Source organism: Anaerotruncus massiliensis (ex Togo et al. 2026) (genome assembly GCF_030825285.1).
In the GTDB taxonomy this organism is placed as follows: domain Bacteria; phylum Bacillota; class Clostridia; order Oscillospirales; family Ruminococcaceae; genus Anaerotruncus; species Anaerotruncus massiliensis.
This window is the reverse complement of the sequence record NZ_JAPJQF010000030.1, coordinates 1-18,908: the sequence shown is the minus strand read 5'-3', so window position 1 is coordinate 18,908 and position 18,908 is coordinate 1. Positions and strand designations below refer to the sequence as shown.

Below are 18,908 nucleotides of genomic sequence, written 5' to 3'. Positions count from 1 at the left end.
GGGGCGGACGGCAGATGACGGAACCGCTGAAAGCTGTCAATTTTTATAAACGGGACCTCCTGCGCGGGTGTCCGCACAACCTGAAGGCGGACGGGGAGCTCTTTCTCCATCCCGCGGAGACGGCGAACCCCGCGGCATACGTGACGCGGATGTTTGACACCCGCGACCCGGACTGCACCTTCAACCGCCTGACGGTGGACGGGGAATTCGAGGGGGTGCGCCTCGAGGTGGTCGTGGCCGCCGCCGACACGCCGGACGCGGTCGTGGACGACCGGGACGCGGACCTGTCGGAGCTTCTGGCCGACCCCGGCGTCGACCCCGCGCGGAAGCGGGAGCTGCTCTGCGCCCTGCGGCACGTCCGCGCCGTCGACTGTACCGATCTGCTGCTGCATTCGCTCACCGGGCGGTATGTCTGGATCTACGCGGGCGCCTACCCGGCCGGAGAATGCGACTGGACGCTGCGGGGGCTGCGGCTCGAATTCCCGCGGGTGAGCTTCACCGGATACTTCCCCGAGATCTACCGGCAGGACGACTTTTTCGACCGCTACATCGCGGTGTTCCAGTCCCTCTACCTCGACCTCGAGCGCCGCGCGGACGAACTGCCGCACCGCCTCGACTACGAGACGGTCCCGGATGAGGGCCTTCTGGAGCTCGCGGACTGGCTGGGGCTCTGCTGCGACGGGCTCTTTACCCCGGCGCAGCTGCGGACGATCATCTCCGGCCTCGACCTCTACCAGGGGATGAAGGGCACCCGCGCCGCCCTCGAGGCGGTGCTGGAGCTCGTATGCGGCGTGCCGCCGCGCATCGTGGAGCGGTTCCAATGGGAGCGCATTCCCCTCCCGCCCGCGCGGCGGGCGCTCTACGGGCGGCTCTACGGCGGCGACTCCGGCAGTTTCTGCGTGCTGCTGCCTCCCCTGCCTGGCTTTCCGGAACCCGGGCGGCTCGAACGGCTGATCCGGCTCTACAGCCCGATCGGCACCCCGCACCGGCTGGTGTTCCTGAACCCGTGCAGCCGCGCGGACGACCACTGTTATCTGGACGGGACCGGCGTGCTGGCCACGCCCGGTGAGGCGGCCGCGAACGCCGGGACGCTGGATGGATTTATCGCGCTGGGCTGATGAATGGAAGGCAGGTGGACTAGGATGTCCGAAATGATGACGAGCAACAAACAGAAAACCCGGACGGCGCCCGTAAAGCCGCTGCGCCTCGACGGGCGCACGGCAAGAGAAGTGCACCGCGGCTTCGGCCTCGACCCGGCGCGGATTTCGTTTGCGGAGTCGCCCGAGGTGGAGGCGATGGGCACGCGCGCCGTCGCGCGGGGAAACGTGATCTCCTTCGCGCCGGGCGAGTTCGCGCCCGGGACGGCGGAGGGGCGCGCGGTGCTCGGGCACGAGCTCGAACATGTGCGCGGCCAGGCGGCGGGCGAGGTCCCGATGACCGGCGGGGTGCTGGAGGAGCCGTCCTTCGAGGCCGCGGCCGACCGCGCGGGCGCGGCCTTCGCGTCCGGAAGCCTCACGGCCGCCGGGCCGGTGGACGCCGGCGCGCTCGCCGGGCACAGCGCCCCCGCGCAGATGAAAAAAAAGAGCTATGTGGATCAAATCCGCGACATACAAATTCCCCAAGCGCGTGCAAGAAAAGCGGGCGAAAAATGGAGAGGCTACTCTCCAGAGAATGCAAAGGGAATTTTTGAAGGCGGAACCAGAGCGAGCGCAAACCCAATTATGAAGGAAGCCGGTCTGCCGGAAGTCATGGCCCCCTTCCGGGATCAGTCAAAAGATCTCATCAAAAAGGTCGCCGCGCTCAAAAAAATGGGCGGTGAGCGGCACACCTTTGAAGGCGGTGCTTCCAAGTATTCCGCTGAGAGCGCGGCTGTCAGCGAAAAAATGTTTCAGATGATCATGCCCCATCTGGACGACCCGGAGGTACAGGGCTTTATCAAGGACACGTTTGCAAATATGGGCGGAAATTTTGGTGCCACCGACCAGTCCCCGAAAGGGTATTTCATGACCGACGTGCTTGCGCGTATGACGGGCGTGGTGAACGGGCAGGCCATGAGATCCGCCGTGCCTGCGGATTCCTTTGATTCCCGCAACCATCCCGCCAATATTGCGGGCGACGCGGGACAGGTGGGCAACTACTTTTCGGAATGGCTTTCTGAGAACGACAGAGACGCCGATTTTCAATCCATGATGGCCCCGGAACTGTGGCCCGCTTTTCAGGCGTTTATTCCGTATTATGACAAGGTGTGGAGTATCGGCGCGCCCAATATCCGCCCGGAAATCCTCGAAAAGACGGGGCTCGAGCTTCCTGCCCCGGCCCCTGAGGCGGCGCCCTATCATTTCTCGCCCGGGGGCGAGAAGACCGCGCCGAACTACATGTCCGCCGAGCTGCCCGGGCAGAGCGACGCAAATGAGATGAGCCTTGACCAGCGGATGAAGCAGGCCCGCCTCATGATGGAAAAACACAAGGGCAACAAGGAGATGACCCGGGCGTGGGCCGACATCATGGGCGGCCTGCAAAAGGAGAGCAACCCTCTTCCCGCCCCCGCCGCCCCGAAAAAGTCGCGTAACCCCTTCAAGCGGCTTTGGAGCAAAATCCGCGGGAATTAATCCGCGCCCCGAAAGGAGAAAACGGTATGCCGATGACCACAGCGATGCAGGAAAAGAAGGCCCCGGCCCCGAAGCCGCTGCGCCTCGACGGGCGCACGGAAAAGGAGGTGCGCCGGTCCTTTGGCCTTGACCCGGCGCGGATTTCGTTCGCGGAGTCGCCCGAGGTGGAGGCGATGGGCGCGCGCGCCGTCGCGCGGGGAAACGTGATCTCCTTCGCGCCGGGCGAGTTCACGCCCGGAACGGCGGAGGGACGCATGGTGCTCGGGCACGAGCTCGAGCATGTGCGCAGCCAGGCCGATGGCGAGGTCCCGATGACCGGCGGGGTGCTGGAGGAGCCGTCCTTCGAGGCCGCGGCCGACCGCGCGGGCGCGGCCTTCGCGTCCGGGAGCCTCACATCCGCCGGACCGGTCGACGCCGGCGCGCTCGCCGGGCAGAGCGCCCCCGCCCAGATGCTGGGCAGGAAGAAAAAAGCCGCCGCCCCAGTCCCGGCGTATGAGCCGATGTCGCCGGAGGAGGGTCAAAGCATCTTCGAAGGCGGAGCCCGCATGAGTTCTGGGAATAACCTGCACAGAAGGTATATGCCGGTCATGGGAAACGCGCTCGACCGCTACAATGCGTTTCTCAATAGCGGCGAGGCAAAAAAGCTGGGAAAAAAGCACGACCCCAATGCGGATGTTATGAGGCGGTTTAGCGGCGGGACCGGCGCGCTGGCCACAAAGGGCCTTCTTTATGACGATTCCACAATAAAAAGCGCCGACAAGATTTTTGACATCGTCTCCGACCTGGTGGATGAGCCAGAGTTTCAGAATTATGTCCGGGACCTGTTCGCGAACGAGGGCGGCGCCAATTACGACAGAGTCAGGGAAACAGATCAGGCGCAGCCGGGGGACTCCCATTTCAGCCAGTATATGATGGGTACGCTGGCTGTAAAAGGTTTGGATCCGACCGCGCCCGCCGGGATGAAGCGCAGAAATGATATCTTTTCCAAGCACAAGGATCCAAAAGAGGCGCAAAGAATCTATAATAAGGCCAATGATAATATTGAGAGCCAGAGTTCGATGATGACAAAAGCCGCTGCGATCCTTTCAAAAGGCGAGGACCTCCGCCGGATTGACATCGAGCAGATCCCGGAGGAACTCCGTCCTTTTATTGGAAGATATGAGAGCATTCGTCAAAGGGTTTTGCAGACCGGCATGCCGGCCGTGCGGCCGGAGGTGATGGGGAAACTGTCCGATGAGGAACGGGCGCTGGCCCAGCCGGCGGCAGCCGCACCCACGGAGGCCGCCCCTGCTGAGGAATCCCGCTACGTCTCCCCGGGCTACCTATCCGCGAAGCACTGGAAAACCGGGGCCGCCGAGCCTATGACCGAGCGCCAGCAGGAGGTCATGAGCCGCTGGCTCGGCTCGTCCGGGGAGGCCGCCCCCGCCCCGAAAAAGAAGTCGCGCAACCCCTTCAAGAAGCTCTGGAGCAAAATCCGCGGGACGTAGCCGCCCCGCCGGAAATCCCCGCCAAGACTGTGAGGGAACCGCATGTCCTACTGCGAATTATACGCCCGGCGGGTAATCGCCGAATTGGAGCCGCTCCTCCGTCCGCAGGGCGGGGGGCGGCTCGCCCTGCCCGTCCGGGAGCCGGAGCGGGACGCCCTGTGGGAAATCTCCGAAGCCCGCTTCAGCCGCGTCCACGAGCTGCTGGAGGGGGCGGACGCGGCGCTTTTGGCCTTCGGCCTCTGCGTGGCCGTCCATGTCTACCCCGAGACGGCGGTCTACCTGCGGGAGCACGCCCACATCGGCGCGGTCACGGTGGAAAGCGCCGCGCAGCTCCTCGGCGGCGAGGGGTATGCCTTCGCCCCGGACCGGCTGGAGGAGTCCTCCCGCGCGCTGGGGGAACTGCTGTGGACGGGGGGATCGCCGTCGCCCGATTACCGCGCGCCGCTCGAGGCGGACGGGCGGCTGGTCGACTGGCTCGGCGGCGGGAACCGCCTGCCGGAGGCGCTTGCGGGAATCTGCCGCCGCTTTTCCCCGGCGGAGCCGCTTCACCCGTTCTTTGCACGCCCCGAGCTGCCGGACCGCCTGACCGGCGAGCTGAAACGGCTGGCCGCCGCCGAGGAAGCGGGGGAGCTGGCCGGCGGCGCCTGCATCCAGATCACCGGGGGACCCGGCGCGGGCAAGCGGCTTTTGCTTCAGACGGCGGCGGCCCGGCTCGGCTTCGGTGTCCTCTTCGCGGACGCCGAACGCCTGATGGAACCGGAAGAGGGGCCGCGCGCCTCCCTGCTGCGCCTCATCCGGCGGGAGGCCGTCCTCTACGGGGACGCGCTCTGCTTCCACGGGCTCGTGTCAGCGGACGACGAGCGGGCGCCCCGGCGGTTCCTGCGCTGCTGCCTGGAGCCGCTGGGAGACCTGGAAGCGCCCGTCTTCCTCTGCACCGACCCCGGCTTCGCGCTGCTCCCCTACACCGACCGCCACACCGTCAGGTTCGATCTGCCGCCCTGTACCCGCGCGGACCGGATCGCGCTCTGGCAGGGCTTCTGGGAATACTACGGCCTAAAGGCCGAGGGGGATTTCGCCCGCTACGCCGCCACCTACAAGACCAGTCCCCGGGACATCGGCAAGGCGGTTCGGCAGCTTGCGCGGCTCGAACGCGCCGGGGAACCGGTCGACGCGGCGACCGTTTCCGGCGCCTGCTACATGGCGCTGCCGCGCGCGGTCTCGGGCAAGATCGTACAGGTGCCGCAGGGTTGGACCCTCGACGACCTCAAGCTCCCCGAGGACCAGAAGCGGATGCTGCGCCATGTCTGCACCCATGTGCTCCGCCGGCACCAGGTCTACGACGAGTGGGGGCTGGAGAGCAAATACCCCTACGGCAAGGCGGTGTCGGTGCTGTTCGCAGGGCCTCCCGGCACCGGCAAGACGATGGCCGCCAACATTCTCGCCTCCATCCTTGGGCTGGCGCTCTACCGGGTCGACCTTTCGCAGGTGGTGGACAAGTACATCGGCGAGAGCGAAAAACGGCTGGAACAGGTCTTCGCCACCGCCGAAAAGTCGAACGTGCTGCTCTTCTTCGACGAGGCGGACTCCATCTTCGGCAAGCGCAGCGAGGTCAAGGAGGCCAACGACCGCTTCGCCAACATCCAGGTGTCCTACATCCTCCAGCGGATCGAGGACTACGACGGAGTGGTCCTTCTGGCCACCAACCTGAAAAAAAACATCGACGAGGCGTTCATGCGCCGGATGCGCTATGTGGTGGAGTTCCAGCTTCCCGGCGAGGCCCAGCGGGAGGAGCTCTGGCGGGCCTGCCTGCCCGAAACGGTGCCGTCAAGCGGAGTGGACTTCGGCTACCTTGCCCGGCGGTTCGAGCTGGCGGGCGGCGCAATCAAGAATATCGCCCTGAACGCCGCCTTCCTCGCCGCGGAGGAGGACGGCCCCGTCACCATGCGCCACATCCTGGACAGCCTGCGCAACGAGAACCTCAAGCGCGGCAAGACCATGCTGAACCAGGATTTCGCGGAATACGGCTTCCTCTATGAGCGGCCGAAAGCCTAGCCCCCGCCGCAAAAGCACAGGGACCCCGGCCTTTTCCTTGAAAAGGCCGGGGTCCCATATTTTTCAGGCCCCCAATCGGGACAAAAAACGGAACCAGCCCTGGCCCCTTTAAAATATAAAAAAGGAAGGCTCCCAGTCCACATCCTTAAGATGCGGTCTGAGAGCCAACCCACAGGAAATGGTGCCGCAGAACAGACTTGAACTGTCACGGGGTTGCCCCCGAGGGATTTTAAGTCCCTTGCGTCTGCCGATTCCGCCACTGCGGCAGATTCCGCCCTCCTATCATACCCCAAGCGGACCGATTCGTCAAGACTGGCGGCCCGGCGGCGCGGGCAGCTCGGAGAGCAGGGAGAGCTGGTCGGCGGAGACATAGCTGTCCACTGAAAAGGCGAAGAGCACCTGGTTGTAGCGGCCGAGCCTGAGGCTTTGGAGCAGCTCGGGCGTGGCAGTGGCGGTGTCCACAAAGGTCACCTGCTCGTAGTAGATCAGCAGGAAGGGCAGGTAGCTCTGCACCGAGCGGTCGCCGAAAATCAGCAGCCGGTTGATGTAGGAGGGGTTGCCGATGTCGATGTCGATCACCGGGGAGATCCCGCCGAGCGGGATGTCCATCGTGCCGCCGAGCTCCTTTTTGAATTTCGGGTAGAGGGTGTAGTAGCGGCGGGAGGTCCCGTCGGCGCTGTAGTGGGTGACGGTGTAGCTGCGCTGGTACTGGGAGTTGTAGTTGTAGACCGACACCCGGTCGGGCGACACCTCCCGGTAGGGGGAGAGCGCGTAGAGATCGCCGTAATAGTCGTAGTCGATGTGCTCGATGGAGAAATCCTCGAGCGCGCGGGGGCGCAGGCCGAGCTTTTTGGCCACCGCCGTATAGATATAGAAGCCGCCCAGCCCCGTCGTGGTGTTGTCGGTGTTGTAGTAGATGTATTCGTCCTGGTGGTTGAAGAGGGTCGGGTAGACGTTGATCGCCGTCACATGCCCCGAGACGCGGCGGTAGACGTCGTCGATGAGCTGCGGCTGGTTATAGAGGGGCGCGATGCTGTCGTAGGGCACCTTGCCCTGCTGGACGGCGCAGGCCGTCGGGATGAGCATCACATAGCTGGGAATCTGGTAGTCGTCCGCGAAGTCGATCATCGCGAGCGTGTTGTCGTTGATGACCGACAGGCTCTTGGGCTGCACGTCGAGGGTCAGCGAATCGCCCGAGATGAAGACGCCGTTCTGCTCCTTGCCGCCCCCCATATAGTTGAGGGAGACCTGCAGGCGGCGCAGCGCGTCGGAGGAGGGGAACTGCTCCGCGAACGCCTGCTCGAGCTTCGCAAACGTCCCCGACTCTCCGGCCACCGCGTCCCACAGCGGCCGCCCGCCGCCGCGCAGCAGCAAAAAGAGCGGCACCGCGAAGACCGCCGCCAGAAAGACGACGCCCGAAAGTTTTTTGCTCATGCGCGGTTCCCCCTTTCAGAGAATTTTTGCCTCCCGCTACAGCAGGTAGGCGGTCGTCACGACCAGCAGCGCGGCGGTAAAGACCGCCGAGGCGACGCCGTAGGTGCGCGGCAGGTGCTTCTTCCACAGGCCCGCGAACCAGCCGACCAGCCCCGTCGAGGACACCGCCGCCAGGATGAGCACGAGGTAGTGGGAGGCGAGCAGGTAGAGCACGCTCTTGCTGCTCTCGAGGGTGGCGAAGCCCCCCACGCCGAACATCATTTTGAGGAACCCGAGCGACTGCCCCGGCGTGCCGCCCGAAAAGAACGCGAAGGAGACGAGCACGACGAGGGTGGTATAGAGCCACCGGAAGAGGGTGGGGATCCCGTCCATATAGCGGCTGAGGAAATAGCGCTCAAAGATGACGAACGCCGCGAAATAGACGCCCCAAAGTAAAAGGTTTAAACTGACGCCGAACCACAGCCCCATCAGGATGGTGACGAGCAGAATGTTGAACACGCCGGAAATCACGCTGCCCTGCGCGCCGCCGAGGTTGATGTAGACATAGCGGCGGATGTAGCGGTTGACGGTGATGTTGAAGCGGGCGAAAAAGTCGTTGACGCTCGTCGCCTGGTAGGGGTAGTGGAAGTTGTCGGGCAGCTCCACGCCGAAGACCAGCCCGATCCCCTTGGCCATGTCGCAGTAACCGGAAAAGATGAAATAGACCGAGAAGGCGAGCGTCACCACCATCGTCCACACCGAAAGCGCCGTCATATTGAGGGTGGGCATCCCGCGCAGCGAGCCGTAGAGCTCGTAGACCGCGTCCCCGATGATCACCTTTTTGCCGAGGCCGACGAGGAAGAGCCTGCCGCCCTCCCCCGCCCGCTCCAGCGTCATGCGCATCCCCTTCACCTGGGGCATGAGCTTGTTGTGGTAGACGAGCGGCCCGGCGTAGAGCCGGGGGAAGAAGAGGTTCATCAGCGCGAGCGCGGGCAGGTTGCGCTCGGCGTAGGTGTAGCCGAAATAGCAGTCGATCACATAGCCGCAGGAGGTGAGCGCCACCACCCCGAGCCCGAGCGGGAAATGCGCGCCCCAGACCGGGCCGAGCGCCCCGTAGAGCAGGAAGATCGCCACGCTTTTTACCGCCGAGCAGATCATGATTCCCCGGCGCAGGCGGGGCATCTTGGAGGCGCGTTCAAGCAGGCGGCCCATCAGGTAGTCGAAGAGGACGATGCCCGCGAGCAGCAGGAGGTTCTCCCCCTCGAGCCACCAGTAAAAGAGGGCGGAAAAGGCGAGCAGGACCGCCGGGCGCCAGCGCATGGGGCTGATGAGGCAGACGGCGATCGTCAGCGGCAGGAACAGGTAGACGAAGGAGAGGCTGTCGAGATGCACGTCCGCGCACCCCCTTTCGTTGGTTTGGGCGGGGTCAGTGGGTTTCCAGGAAGGCGAGGAACTCCCCGCGGGTGTAGAGGGCGTTGATTGCCGAAAGCATCGCGTTGGCGTTCATGCGCGCGGGCAGGCCGAGCGCGGCGAGCACACGGCGGCGCCTGCCGGCGCTGTCCGGCCCGCCGGACAGCCCCCACTCGACGAGATCCGCCTTGGTGACGGGCGCGGCGCGCTTTGCCGGGGCGGGGGCGTCCTGCCCCTCCACGGCCACGCCCGCGCGCCGCAGCGCGTCGAGCAGCACCCCGGCGGGCATCCCCTCCACCCCGAGCTTGCCCTCGGCGGAGGGCTGCGTCTTGCGCCGCTCCTTGCCGAAGATGTCCGGAATATACACATGGGTGATCTTTTCGGGGTCGACCGCGCCGGCGATGTGCGCGCGGATACGAAAGCCCGCCGCGTCGGAGTCGGTCAGGATGATCACGCCGTTTTTCTCCGCGAGCGCGCGGATGTAGGCGAGCTTTTCCCTGTCGCGGAAGACGTCGAACCCGTCGGTCGTCACGATCGTCGCGTCGACGAGCGACGAGAGCTTCGCCTTATCGTATTTTCCCTCGACGATCACCGCCTGCTTTAATTTGATCATCCCGCTCGCTTCCCCGTCAGTAAAAATAGTTTGGTGATCGTTTCCTCAAGCACGACCCGGTCGTCCCCGCCCGTGCTCTTGAGGCGCATGTCCGCGTCGGCGAGCAGCGTCAGCATCTTCCCGAGCTGCCCGGCCGTATAGCCGCCGCTGTCGCTCATCGCGTTCTTGATCGCGAAGGTGCGGTTTTTGGCGTAGCCGAGTTCCGCCGCCGCGCGCTCCGCCGGGACGTTCGCCTGCCGCGCCGCAAAGCCGCGGTAGAGGTCGCAGAACGCCCCCGACAGCACCGCCAGCACCTTTCCCGCGGGCTCCCGCAGATAGATGAGCTGGTCGACGAGTTCCATCGCCGCGTCGAACCGCCCCCGCAGGATCGCCTTGGAGAGGTCGAACACCTTCGCCTGCAGCACCGTCGTCACGACCGCGTCCACGTCCGCGCGCTCGATCCTGCCTCCGCCCACATAGGCGCAGAGCTTGTCGAGCTCGGTGGCGAGCAGCTGCAAGTCGTCGGTGCACCGCTCGACCATGTAGGAGGCCACCGCGCTTTCCAGCTCGCAGCCGTTTTTCTGCGCGCGGTCACGCAAAAAGCGCAGCGTGTCGCTGCTCCTGCGGCTGCCCAGCTCGACGACGCAGCCCGCGCCGTCGCACGCCTTGATGAGCTTGGTAAGCTTTTCTTTTTTGGCGGGCGGGGTCTTGACGGTGATGACCACCGTCGTCGTGCGCGGCGGGTCCGCCAGCACCCCGCACAATTCGTCGAGCTGCCCGGCGTCCAGCTTGTCCGGGTCGAGGTCGAGGGTCACGCACCGCCCCTCCGAAAAGAAGGGCAGCGACTCCACCGCGTCGTAAAACGCCTGCAAATCGAGGCTGTCCCCCTCGAAGCGGTGGAGGTTGAAGTCGTTGAACTCCCCGCCCAGCGCCTTTTTGACGAGCAACTTTTCATAGTTCGCAATCAGGTAGGGCTGGGTGCCGTGGAGCAGGTAGACCCGCTCGAGCTCGGGGTCCTTGACGTGCTTGGCAAAATCGCTCTCCATCTGGAAGCGCACGGCGCGCCCCCCTTTCTTCTATGGAATCCGCAGCGTGACCACCACGCTGCCGAAATACCGGTCGTTCGTTTTGACCGCCACGCCGGGCGCGGCGACCAGCTCGTTTTTCGCGTTGACGAGCAGATCCGCCTCCTGCGGGGACTGGGTGAACTCCTTGACGATGCGCAGGTTCCCCGCCTCGAGCCGCAGGGTCTCCGCGTCCCGCCCCTCGGCGGCAAGCCCCGCGCACCCGAACAGCTCCGCCGAAAACCCATAGGTCCCGTCCAGCCCGAAGGCGGTGTCGGCGGGCACCTCCCCCAAAAGGAGCAGCGCGGGGTTGGAACGCAGGTCCGCCTCCCGGCGCGCGGCCAGCAGGTCGATCCGCTCCACCCCGTGGTCGCGGAAGAAGGCGCGCAGGTTCCGCGCCTCGTAGAGGGAATCGGGAACGCCGATCAGCGCGCCCTGCCCATGATAGGCCACGGCGACCGCGGAGCCGTTTTCCGGCAGGGCGATCTCCATCGTGTTCCCCCACGCGAGCGACTGGGAAAACGCGCCCGCCGTGAGCGCCAGCGCCGACAGCGCGGCGGCCTGCCGCCTGACGGCCGGCTTCACCCGCAGCGCGGCCAGGACCGCGCCGCCCAGCAGGCAGGCGCCCATCCACAGCACGAGCCAGTCGCTGCGAAGCGGCAGGGCTGCAAACCGGAACCGTGACCACCACTGGGCCGTCTCGGTGATCGCGCGGACGGACACGCCGCCCACAAGCCCGAAGAACCGCGCCGGGACCGCGAGCACGGGGAGGAACCCCGCGAACCCGCAGAGCAGCCCGCCCGCGAGGGCGAAGGGAACCGCGGGCGCGACGATCAGGTTGACGAGCGGCGACACAAGGGATATCTGGCCGAACCGCCAGCAGAGCACCGGCGCGGTAAACAGCTGGGCGCAGAGGGTCGCGGACAGCATCGAGAGGAGCGCGTAAGCCTTCGGGCGGGTCTCCTCGAGCGTGAAGCCGCCGACCCCGCACAGGCGTTTGGAAAACCACCCGGTCATCGGTCCGGATGCGGCGGCGATGCCCATTGTGGCGAGGTAGGAGAGCTGAAGCCCCGTGCTGAACGCGGCGTAGGGGTTGCAGAGCAGCATCAGGACGACGGCAAACCCGAGGGAATTGAGCGTGTCGGAATCGCGGCCGCAAAGCAGCGCGGCGCGGCAGACGATCAGCATGACGCCCGCGCGCACGACCGAATGGGAAAAACCGGTGAGGCCCATGAGGAAGAGGACGGCCGCGATCTCCGCGATCCCCCGCTGCCGCCGCGAGAGGAAGCAGGCGGCAAGCAGCGCGTCGATGAGCGCGACGAAAACGGAAAGGTGCAGGCCGGACACCGCCAACAGGTGGGAAATCCCCGCGCGGGAATAGTCGTAACGCAGTTCGGGGGAAAGCCCCTCGGTACGGCCCGTCACGAGCGCGGCGAGCAGCTCGCCGTATTCGTTGGGAAGCTCGTGCAGGATATTTTGGCGGATGCCCGCGCGGTATTCCGCGAGCGCCACCCGCAGGCCGCCGGGCCGCTCCCCCACGACGACGGGCGCTCCGGAGACCGTCCCCCGGAAGCGGAAGCCGTCCGCCCAAAGGCGTTCCCGTTCCGCTTCGGGGACCTCCAGCTTTAACTCCCATTCTACCACATCGCCGGGGGCAACCGCAAGCGCGGCGGGCGCGCTCACCTGAATCCGCGCGCCCGAAAGACCCGCGGGCATCCCCTCGCGGTCCGCCGTGAGGGACAGCCGGGCGTAGCTGCCGTAATCCGCGCGGTCGGTCACCACCGCACGCACCCACCGCGTTCCCTCCCAACGTGCGGCGGGCTCCACGGCCAGCGCGTGATAAACCGCCAGCGAGAGCATACAGGCGCAAAAGGCCGCCGCCGCGGAATAGGTCCACAGCGGCAGCCTGCCTTTCAGGAGCAGCGCGGCAAAGACAGCGGCCCCGATCCCCGCGCAGATAAGCGGATCCCAGCCGAAGGTCCCGGCCGCAAGAACGGCGGCGAACCACACGAGCCCGCCGATATGGAACGCCCGGTTCAAGCCTCTTTATTGACAGACTTCATGTCTGTCCGATTCAGCAGATAGTCGATGCTGACATCATAATAATCTGCCAGCTTAACCAAAGCCTCTACTGGAATCGATATTTTACCTGTCTCGTAACCCGAATATGTCGTCTGATCGACATGCAGATAATCTGCCATTGTCTCTTGGGTTTTGTCGTTATCTTCCCTGAGATCTCGGATCCTTCTGTATACCATATCATCACCCAAATCAATGATATGGTATGCAATTCTCAAGCTCTTATTTTATGAGTTTTACTCATAACGAATCGTAATCGCCTTCCGCCCAGGGGCCGGAGGGCTTGCCGGTAGTCGACCGGCGGCGGTTTTGGATTTTCCGCCCGGAGGACGGAGGGGCTTTTTATCGCCCTCCTTTGGAGGGCTAAAGGGAGCCGCCTGCGGCGGCAGAAATTGCCGGGTCCCGCCCCGGCGGGCGGGTCCATTTCTTGTTCGCCCAAGAAATGGACGAAAGAAGGGCGCTCAAGGGGGGCTCACTTGAAGAAGACCGGGCGCAAAGCTCGCCCCCCTTGAGAATCCCCCCTCCGCTCACGTCCACTCAGCCGCGGGTAGAAGGCTGGTGCCGCTGCACCCAACAATCCTGCTGTCGGAAGACTCGCCGGGGATGCACGGCGGAAAACAACGCCCGTTCCGGGCGTTCGCGCGCTTTGCGCGCGTGCGCGGCGGAGCCGCGCAGTTTTCCGCCTCCCCGCGGGCGCTGCGCGCCACGCAAAAGCGGCCGTACCTCCCCGGGCGCACTTCCGGTACGGTTTCGGAGACTCGCAGGCAGAGGCATTGCGCCCGCGGCGCGGCGGCCGGTGGGATGCTGAAGGCTTGTCCGCTGATCCGTGGCAGGGCGCTGCCGACTTTGGCCGAAGGCCAATCGGAGGCGGCGTGGGTCGCAGGGGCGCAGCCCCTCGTGCCCTTCTTTGGTTCCTTTCTTGGGCAAGCAAGAAAGGAACTCGCTGTCGGTCGACTACCGACAAGTCCCTCCGCCCACTGGGCGGAATATCTAAAACCACCCCGGGGCGGGACCCGGCAACTACGCCGCTCGATGAGCGGTATGCCTAAGGGCCGCCGTCGGTCGACCACCGACAACCTCCGCCGCTCCCCGAGCGGCACCTACTTCCTGCTCCACTGGACACCCTGCGGCGTGTCCTTGAGCAGGATGCCCATGGCGGTGAGCTGGTCGCGGATGGCGTCCGCCCGGGCGAAATCCTTCGCCTTGCGGGCCGCCTGCCGTTCGGCGATCAGGGCTTCGACCTCGGCGTCGAGGTCGTCCGCCCCGCGGTCGTAGAGCAGACCGAGCACGCCGCACAGCTCGTCAAACTTCTGGATCGCGTATTCAACGATCCCCTTCGAGCGGGTGTTGTTCCCAAAGAAGGTGTTGCAGTCGCGCGCAAGCTCGAAGAGGGCCGCGATGCCGTCGGCGGTGTTGAGGTCGTCGTCCATCGCCTCGACGAACTGCGCCACACGCGCGTCCGCCTGCGCGCGGAAGGCGTCCTCCCCCTCGGTCGGGGCGTCGCAGGCGTTTTTCAGCGCGAAGTCCAGTCCGTCTCGGCAGTTGTGCAGGCGGGAAAGCGCCGACTGGCACTGCTCGATCACCTCGAGTGAATAATTGATCGGGCTGCGGTAGTGCGCCTGGAGCATCATGAATTTGATCGGCTCATAGCCGAATTTATCCGCGACCTCCCGCACGGTGAAGAAGTTGCCGAGCGACTTGCTCATCTTGCGGTTGTCGACGTTGATATAGCCATTGTGCATCCAGTAGCGGACGTAGGTAGTCCCTGTGCAGCACTCGCTCTGGGCGATCTCGTTTTCGTGATGCGGAAAGATGAGGTCCTGGCCGCCGCAGTGGATGTCGATCGTGTCCCCCAGGTGTCTGCGGATCATCGCGCTGCACTCGATATGCCAGCCGGGACGGCCCTCGCCCCACGGCGAAGTCCAGCTCGGTTCACCCGGCTTGGCCGCCTTCCACAGCACAAAGTCGAGCGGGTCCTCCTTGACGTCGCTCACGTCGATGCGCGCGCCCGCCTCCAGATCCTCCAGCGGCTGGTGGGAGAGCTTGCCGTACTCGCCAAATTTACGCGAACGGAAATAGACGCTGCCGTCCCGTTCATAGGCATACCCACGGTCCGCAAGCGTCTTGACCATGCCGATGATCGTATCGATGTTCTCGGTCGCGCGCGGGTGGATGTCCGCGGGACGGATGCCCAGCCCCTCGGTGTCGGTCAGGTATTCGCCGATATACCGCTCGGCCACCTCCCGGACGGTCACGCCTTCCTCGTTGGCCTTGTTGATGAGCTTGTCGTCGATATCGGTGAAGTTCTGCACGAAGGTCACGTCATAGCCCCGGTATTCGAGATAGCGGCGCAGCGTGTCAAACACGCAGATCGGCCGCGCGTTGCCGATGTGGATGAAGTTATAGACGGTCGGCCCGCAGGCATACATCTTCACCTTCCCCGGCTCAAGGGGCACGAACTCCTCCTTGCGGCGCGTCAACGTATTGTAAATCTTCATCTTTTCTGCTCTCCTTTTCCGTGTTGTTGAGGTGGGGACGCGGGGCGCGCATGAGGCGGCGGGCCGCGCCGTCCTTCGGACGGCGCCGGCGGCTCCCCTTCGGGGAGCCGAACGCCGCGCACCGCGCGGCGGGCCCGCCGCCCGGCCGTGCGGCGCCTCCGCGGCCGTCGCTGGCGGAAGAACCCGTCTATTCCTGCGGGACGCGCACCCGGTCGTCCGCCGGGGCCGCCGCCTGTTCCTTTTCGAGCTCGCGGATGCGCTTTTCGAGCCGGTCAAGCTCGAATTGCAGCTTGCAGATCTCCTGCGCGACCGGGTCGGGCAGGTGGACATGGTCGAGGGTGTTGGGCTTGCGGCCGCCCACCCGCGCGATGCGCGCCGGAACGCCCACCGCCGTGGAGGCGGGCGGGATCGATTCGAGCAGCACGGCGTTGGCCGCGACCTTCGCGCCGTCGCCGACCTTGAACGGCCCCAGAATCTTGGCGCCGCAGCCGACCGTCACATTTTTGCCGAGCGTCGGATGGCGTTTGCCCTTGTCCTTGCCCGTGCCGCCCAAGGTGACCCCCTGGTAGATCGTGCAGCCGTCGCCGACCTCGGCGGTCTCGCCGATAACGACCCCCATGCCGTGGTCGATCAGGACTCCCTGGCCGATCTTCGCGCCGGGGTGTATCTCGATGCCGGTCAGAAGCCGGGAAAACTGGCTGAGAAAGCGCGCCGGCAGATAGGCCTTGTGCTCATAGAGCCAGTGCGCGGGGCGGTGCATCATGATGGCGTGCAAACCGCTCGAAAGCAGCAGCACCTCAAAGCTGTTGCGCGCCGCCGGATCGCGTTCCCTGACGGCCCGGACATCCTTTTTAATCGCGTCAAACATCCTTATCATACCTCCCAGAAAGGCTGTTATGAATCCGTAGATGCAAAATAAAAACCGCCCCGTCCGGCACTTGGCCAAACGAAGGCGGATATTCCGCGGTTCCACTTCGATTTCTCGCTCAGGGCTGACACCCTTTTCCCTTAACGCGGGATACGCGCAGCCCTAATTGGGAAAGCCCCGTTCAGGCCGCGTGCTCGCGGGCGCATTTCCCACGCAGCCTGCCGCGAAACGCGCTTGCAGCCGACGGCGCGTTCTCTCTGTCGCGGGGTGTTGCGGGTACTTCTCCCGGTCAACGCAGTATTGATCTACTATATGCAAACCATACCATATTTGTGTGAAACTTGCAAGGGGTTATTTCACGTCGGAGAGCAGGTCGCGGTTTTTCCACACGTAGTTGACCCCCGAAAGGACGGTCAGCAGCACGACGACCGCCTGGAGCACCACATCCCCGATGAAAAACCACACCGAATAGGACTCGGGCGACGGAGGCAGCAGGCTCCACGTGACCCACATGGCCAGCAGGGTATAGAGCACCCAGATGATTTGGAAGACGGTCTTCAGCTTGCCCCAGATATCGGCGGCGATGACGCGTCCCTGTTCGGCGGCGATGAGGCGCACCGAGGTGACGAGCAGTTCCCGCGCGAGGATGATGAACACCGCGAGCGCGGACGCGCGGCCCTTGGGGATGAAGCAGATGAGCGCCGAAAAGACGAGCAGCTTATCCGCGAGCGGGTCCATGAGCTTGCCGAAATTGGTGACGAGCCCGTCCCGGCGGGCGATGTGCCCGTCGAGGTAGTCGGTGAAGGAGGCGGCGGCAAAAACGGCCGCCGCGAACAGATAGGCGTGCGGAATCCCGTCCGCCAGCAGGAAGACCAGAAACACCGGGATCAGCGCCATGCGCAGGACGGTGAGTTTATTTGGCAGGTTCATATCAGTCCAGAGCCCTTCCCTTTAAATCATACTGCTCGACCCCGTCGATCATGACCTCGACGTAGTCGCCCGGCAGGTGTTTGCGCCCGCTCGTGAAAAAGACCTTTGTGTCGATGTCGGGCGCGTCCATATAGCTGCGGCCGTACCACAGCTTTCCCTCGCGTCCCTCGACCGCCACCGTCAGCGTCTTGCCCAGCTGCGCGCGGTTCACTTCCTCCATTATATCATATTGCTGCTCCATGACAACCTGCGCGCGCCGTCTTTTGACCTCTTCGTCGATCTGCCCGTCCATCTCCCCCGCGGGCGTGTCCTCCTCGGCGGAATAGGCAAAACAGCCGAGCCGCTCGAAGCGTACCGCACGGATAAATTCGCACAGCTCGGTAAACTCCTCCTCCGTCTCGGTCGGGAATCCGGTGATCAGCGTCGTGCGCAGCACCACGCCCGGCACCTTCAAGCGGATCTTTTCCATCAGCGCCGCAAGGCTCTCCGCGCCGCCGCGCCGGTTCATGAGCTTTAAAATCCGGCCGCTCACATGCTGGATGGGCACGTCCATGTATTTGACAATCTTCTCCTCCCGCGCCATCACGTCGAGCAGGCGGTCGGTGATCCGGTCGGGATAGCAGTAGAGGATGCGCACCCACCGGACCCCGTCGATTTTGCAGAGCTCCTCGAGCAGCTCGGGCAGTGCCAGCCGGCCGTAGAGGTCCTCGCCGTACCGCGTGGTGTCCTGCGCCACAACGTTCAGTTCAGTCACGCCTCGCGCGGCAAGCCGTTTTGCTTCCTCCACGATCTTTTCCATCGGGCGGCTGCGGAAATCCCCGCGGATAAGCGGGATGGCGCAGTAGGAACAGCGGTTGTCGCACCCGTCCGCCACCTTGAGATAGGCGTAAAAGGGTTCGTTGGCAAGGATACGCTCCCCTTCGAGCGGCAGGGCGTCCTTCTCCCCGAAGGCGACCGTCCTTTTGCCCGCGAGCGCGTCCTCGATCGCCCGGATAATCTCCGCGTTGCGCCCGATGCCGAGCACCACGTCCGCCTCGGGGATCTCCATCGCCACCTGCTCGCGGTACCGCTCGGCCAGGCATCCGGTCACGACGACCGCCTTAATCTTCCCCGCTTCCTTCATCTGCGCAAACTCGAGGATCGTCTCGATGCTCTCCCGCTTCGCGTCCTCGATGAACCCGCAGGTGTTGATGATCACCACGTCGCACGCCTGCGCGTCGGCGCAAAGCTCGTACCCGCCCTGCACGATCAGCGCGAGCATCAGTTCCGCGTCCACCTGGTTCTTTGAACATCCGAGGGATACCATTCCAACTTTGACTGCCATGATCTTCTCCTTTTCCGCCGCCTGCGCGGCGGAGGCTTTTTGAGCTGCCGCTCATAAAGCGGCGCGGATTTTGCGGGGATTGCCGGGGCCCGCCCCGGCGGCGGTTTTCGATTTTCCGCCCTGCGGACGGACGGCCTTTTTCGCGCCCCTCCGGGGCGCTTTAGGGGAGCCGCCTGCGGCGGCATAGATTGCCGGGACCCGCCCCGGCGAGCGGGCCGACTTCTTGCGCGCCCAAGAAGTCGGCGGAAGAAGGGCGCTCAAGGGGACTTCCGCCTTGGGCGGCCTGCCCGGGCTACGCCCGGAGCGCGCTACGCGCGACGGCCGCTCGCGGGCGCTCCGCCCCGCGTCCCCGGCTTGAGTCCGCTACGCGGACCCGACCCTGCGGGCCGGAACTTTAAGCGGTATCCCCCGGGAGTACCTTGCCAGTACCCGCAGACTACCGTCACTCCCCACGGGTACACCAGCTGAAGGCTCAATTCAGGTTGCGGACGCACCCAACAACGCACACCGGATGGCTCGCCGGGGACCCGCGGCGGAAAACAACGCCCGTTCCGGGCGTTCGCGCGCTCTGCGCGCGTGCGC

At 64.9% G+C, this 18,908-nt stretch carries 14 protein-coding genes, 1 tRNA gene and 1 other annotated feature; of the genes, 4 read left to right on the top strand and 11 right to left on the bottom strand.

From position 1 onward, the window contains the following. Nucleotides 1-14: 14 nt before the first annotated feature. The 4 genes from RCI06_RS09640 to RCI06_RS09625 are packed head-to-tail and all read left to right on the top strand — an operon-like array spanning nucleotide 15 to nucleotide 6,148. Complete coding sequence (locus RCI06_RS09640) at nucleotides 15-1,118, top strand: hypothetical protein (protein ID WP_101552366.1); 1,104 nt, start codon at nucleotides 15-17, stop codon at nucleotides 1,116-1,118. Nucleotides 1,119-1,154: 36 nt separating this feature from the next. Then, nucleotides 1,155-2,609: a DUF4157 domain-containing protein gene (locus tag RCI06_RS09635; RefSeq protein ID WP_306575833.1), complete on the top strand. Its 1,455-nt coding sequence runs from the start codon at nucleotides 1,155-1,157 to the stop codon at nucleotides 2,607-2,609. Nucleotides 2,610-2,635: 26 nt separating this feature from the next. After that, complete coding sequence (locus RCI06_RS09630; protein WP_306575831.1) at nucleotides 2,636-4,096, top strand: DUF4157 domain-containing protein; 1,461 nt, start codon at nucleotides 2,636-2,638, stop codon at nucleotides 4,094-4,096. A gap of 42 nt (nucleotides 4,097-4,138) precedes the next feature. Continuing rightward, nucleotides 4,139-6,148: an ATP-binding protein gene (locus RCI06_RS09625; RefSeq protein WP_306575828.1), complete on the top strand. Its 2,010-nt coding sequence runs from the start codon at nucleotides 4,139-4,141 to the stop codon at nucleotides 6,146-6,148. Between the two features lie 179 nt (nucleotides 6,149-6,327). Here the strand turns inward: RCI06_RS09625 and RCI06_RS09620 are convergent. The 11 genes from RCI06_RS09620 to rimO form a co-directional block, all read right to left on the bottom strand. After that, nucleotides 6,328-6,414: transfer RNA gene (locus tag RCI06_RS09620), tRNA-Leu, on the bottom strand. Nucleotides 6,415-6,454: 40 nt separating this feature from the next. Further along, complete coding sequence (locus RCI06_RS09615) at nucleotides 6,455-7,582, bottom strand: DHHW family protein (protein ID WP_276874049.1); 1,128 nt, start codon at nucleotides 7,580-7,582, stop codon at nucleotides 6,455-6,457. Between the two features lie 36 nt (nucleotides 7,583-7,618). After that, the gene (locus tag RCI06_RS09610) at nucleotides 7,619-8,953 is read right to left on the bottom strand and encodes an MBOAT family O-acyltransferase (protein ID WP_306575825.1); all 1,335 of its coding nucleotides are present in this window, start codon (nucleotides 8,951-8,953) and stop codon (nucleotides 7,619-7,621) included. A gap of 34 nt (nucleotides 8,954-8,987) precedes the next feature. Continuing rightward, nucleotides 8,988-9,584, bottom strand: coding sequence for a toprim domain-containing protein (locus tag RCI06_RS09605; protein ID WP_306575823.1), 597 nt, complete (start codon nucleotides 9,582-9,584; stop codon nucleotides 8,988-8,990). Further along, nucleotides 9,581-10,621, bottom strand: coding sequence for a DNA polymerase III subunit delta (gene holA / locus RCI06_RS09600; RefSeq protein WP_306575820.1), 1,041 nt, complete (start codon nucleotides 10,619-10,621; stop codon nucleotides 9,581-9,583). The genes RCI06_RS09605 and holA overlap by 4 nt, the downstream gene beginning before the upstream one ends. 18 nt (nucleotides 10,622-10,639) lie before the next feature. Continuing rightward, entirely contained in the window at nucleotides 10,640-12,667 is a 2,028-nt protein-coding gene (locus RCI06_RS09595; protein WP_306575817.1) for a ComEC/Rec2 family competence protein, read from the bottom strand. Then, a complete protein-coding gene (locus RCI06_RS09590) occupies nucleotides 12,664-12,885 on the bottom strand; it encodes a helix-turn-helix domain-containing protein (RefSeq protein WP_306575815.1) in 222 nt (73 codons plus the stop codon). The genes RCI06_RS09595 and RCI06_RS09590 overlap by 4 nt, the downstream gene beginning before the upstream one ends. Nucleotides 12,886-13,806: 921 nt before the next feature. Then, entirely contained in the window at nucleotides 13,807-15,204 is a 1,398-nt protein-coding gene (gene cysS, locus RCI06_RS09585) for a cysteine--tRNA ligase (protein WP_306575813.1), read from the bottom strand. A gap of 187 nt (nucleotides 15,205-15,391) precedes the next feature. Continuing rightward, the gene (epsC, locus tag RCI06_RS09580) at nucleotides 15,392-16,072 is read right to left on the bottom strand and encodes a serine O-acetyltransferase EpsC (RefSeq protein ID WP_277138685.1); all 681 of its coding nucleotides are present in this window, start codon (nucleotides 16,070-16,072) and stop codon (nucleotides 15,392-15,394) included. Nucleotides 16,073-16,149: 77 nt separating this feature from the next. After that, nucleotides 16,150-16,374: a binding site (T-box leader), on the bottom strand. Nucleotides 16,375-16,423: 49 nt separating this feature from the next. Then, nucleotides 16,424-17,002: a CDP-diacylglycerol--glycerol-3-phosphate 3-phosphatidyltransferase gene (gene pgsA, locus RCI06_RS09575; protein ID WP_306575808.1), complete on the bottom strand. Its 579-nt coding sequence runs from the start codon at nucleotides 17,000-17,002 to the stop codon at nucleotides 16,424-16,426. A gap of 1 nt (nucleotide 17,003) precedes the next feature. Then, nucleotides 17,004-18,326 (bottom strand): 30S ribosomal protein S12 methylthiotransferase RimO, encoded by a 1,323-nt coding sequence (rimO, locus tag RCI06_RS09570; RefSeq protein ID WP_101552391.1) that lies wholly within the window; start codon nucleotides 18,324-18,326, stop codon nucleotides 17,004-17,006. Between the last annotated feature and the right edge of the window lie 582 nt (nucleotides 18,327-18,908).

Bases quoted from the DNA above. Each gene is read 5' to 3' on its own strand.
- epsC (WP_277138685.1), bottom strand. From the start codon at position 16,072: ATGTTTGACGCGATTAAAAAGGATGTCCGGGCCGTCAGGGAACGCGAT.
- cysS (WP_306575813.1), bottom strand. From the start codon at position 15,204: ATGAAGATTTACAATACGTTGACGCGCCGCAAGGAGGAGTTCGTGCCC.
- RCI06_RS09630 (WP_306575831.1), top strand. From the start codon at position 2,636: ATGCCGATGACCACAGCGATGCAGGAAAAGAAGGCCCCGGCCCCGAAG.
- RCI06_RS09615 (WP_276874049.1), bottom strand. From the start codon at position 7,582: ATGAGCAAAAAACTTTCGGGCGTCGTCTTTCTGGCGGCGGTCTTCGCG.
- RCI06_RS09640 (WP_101552366.1), top strand. From the start codon at position 15: ATGACGGAACCGCTGAAAGCTGTCAATTTTTATAAACGGGACCTCCTG.
- rimO (WP_101552391.1), bottom strand. From the start codon at position 18,326: ATGGCAGTCAAAGTTGGAATGGTATCCCTCGGATGTTCAAAGAACCAG.
- RCI06_RS09635 (WP_306575833.1), top strand. From the start codon at position 1,155: ATGACGAGCAACAAACAGAAAACCCGGACGGCGCCCGTAAAGCCGCTG.
- RCI06_RS09605 (WP_306575823.1), bottom strand. From the start codon at position 9,584: ATGATCAAATTAAAGCAGGCGGTGATCGTCGAGGGAAAATACGATAAG.
- pgsA (WP_306575808.1), bottom strand. From the start codon at position 17,002: ATGAACCTGCCAAATAAACTCACCGTCCTGCGCATGGCGCTGATCCCG.
- RCI06_RS09625 (WP_306575828.1), top strand. From the start codon at position 4,139: ATGTCCTACTGCGAATTATACGCCCGGCGGGTAATCGCCGAATTGGAG.
- RCI06_RS09590 (WP_306575815.1), bottom strand. From the start codon at position 12,885: ATGGTATACAGAAGGATCCGAGATCTCAGGGAAGATAACGACAAAACC.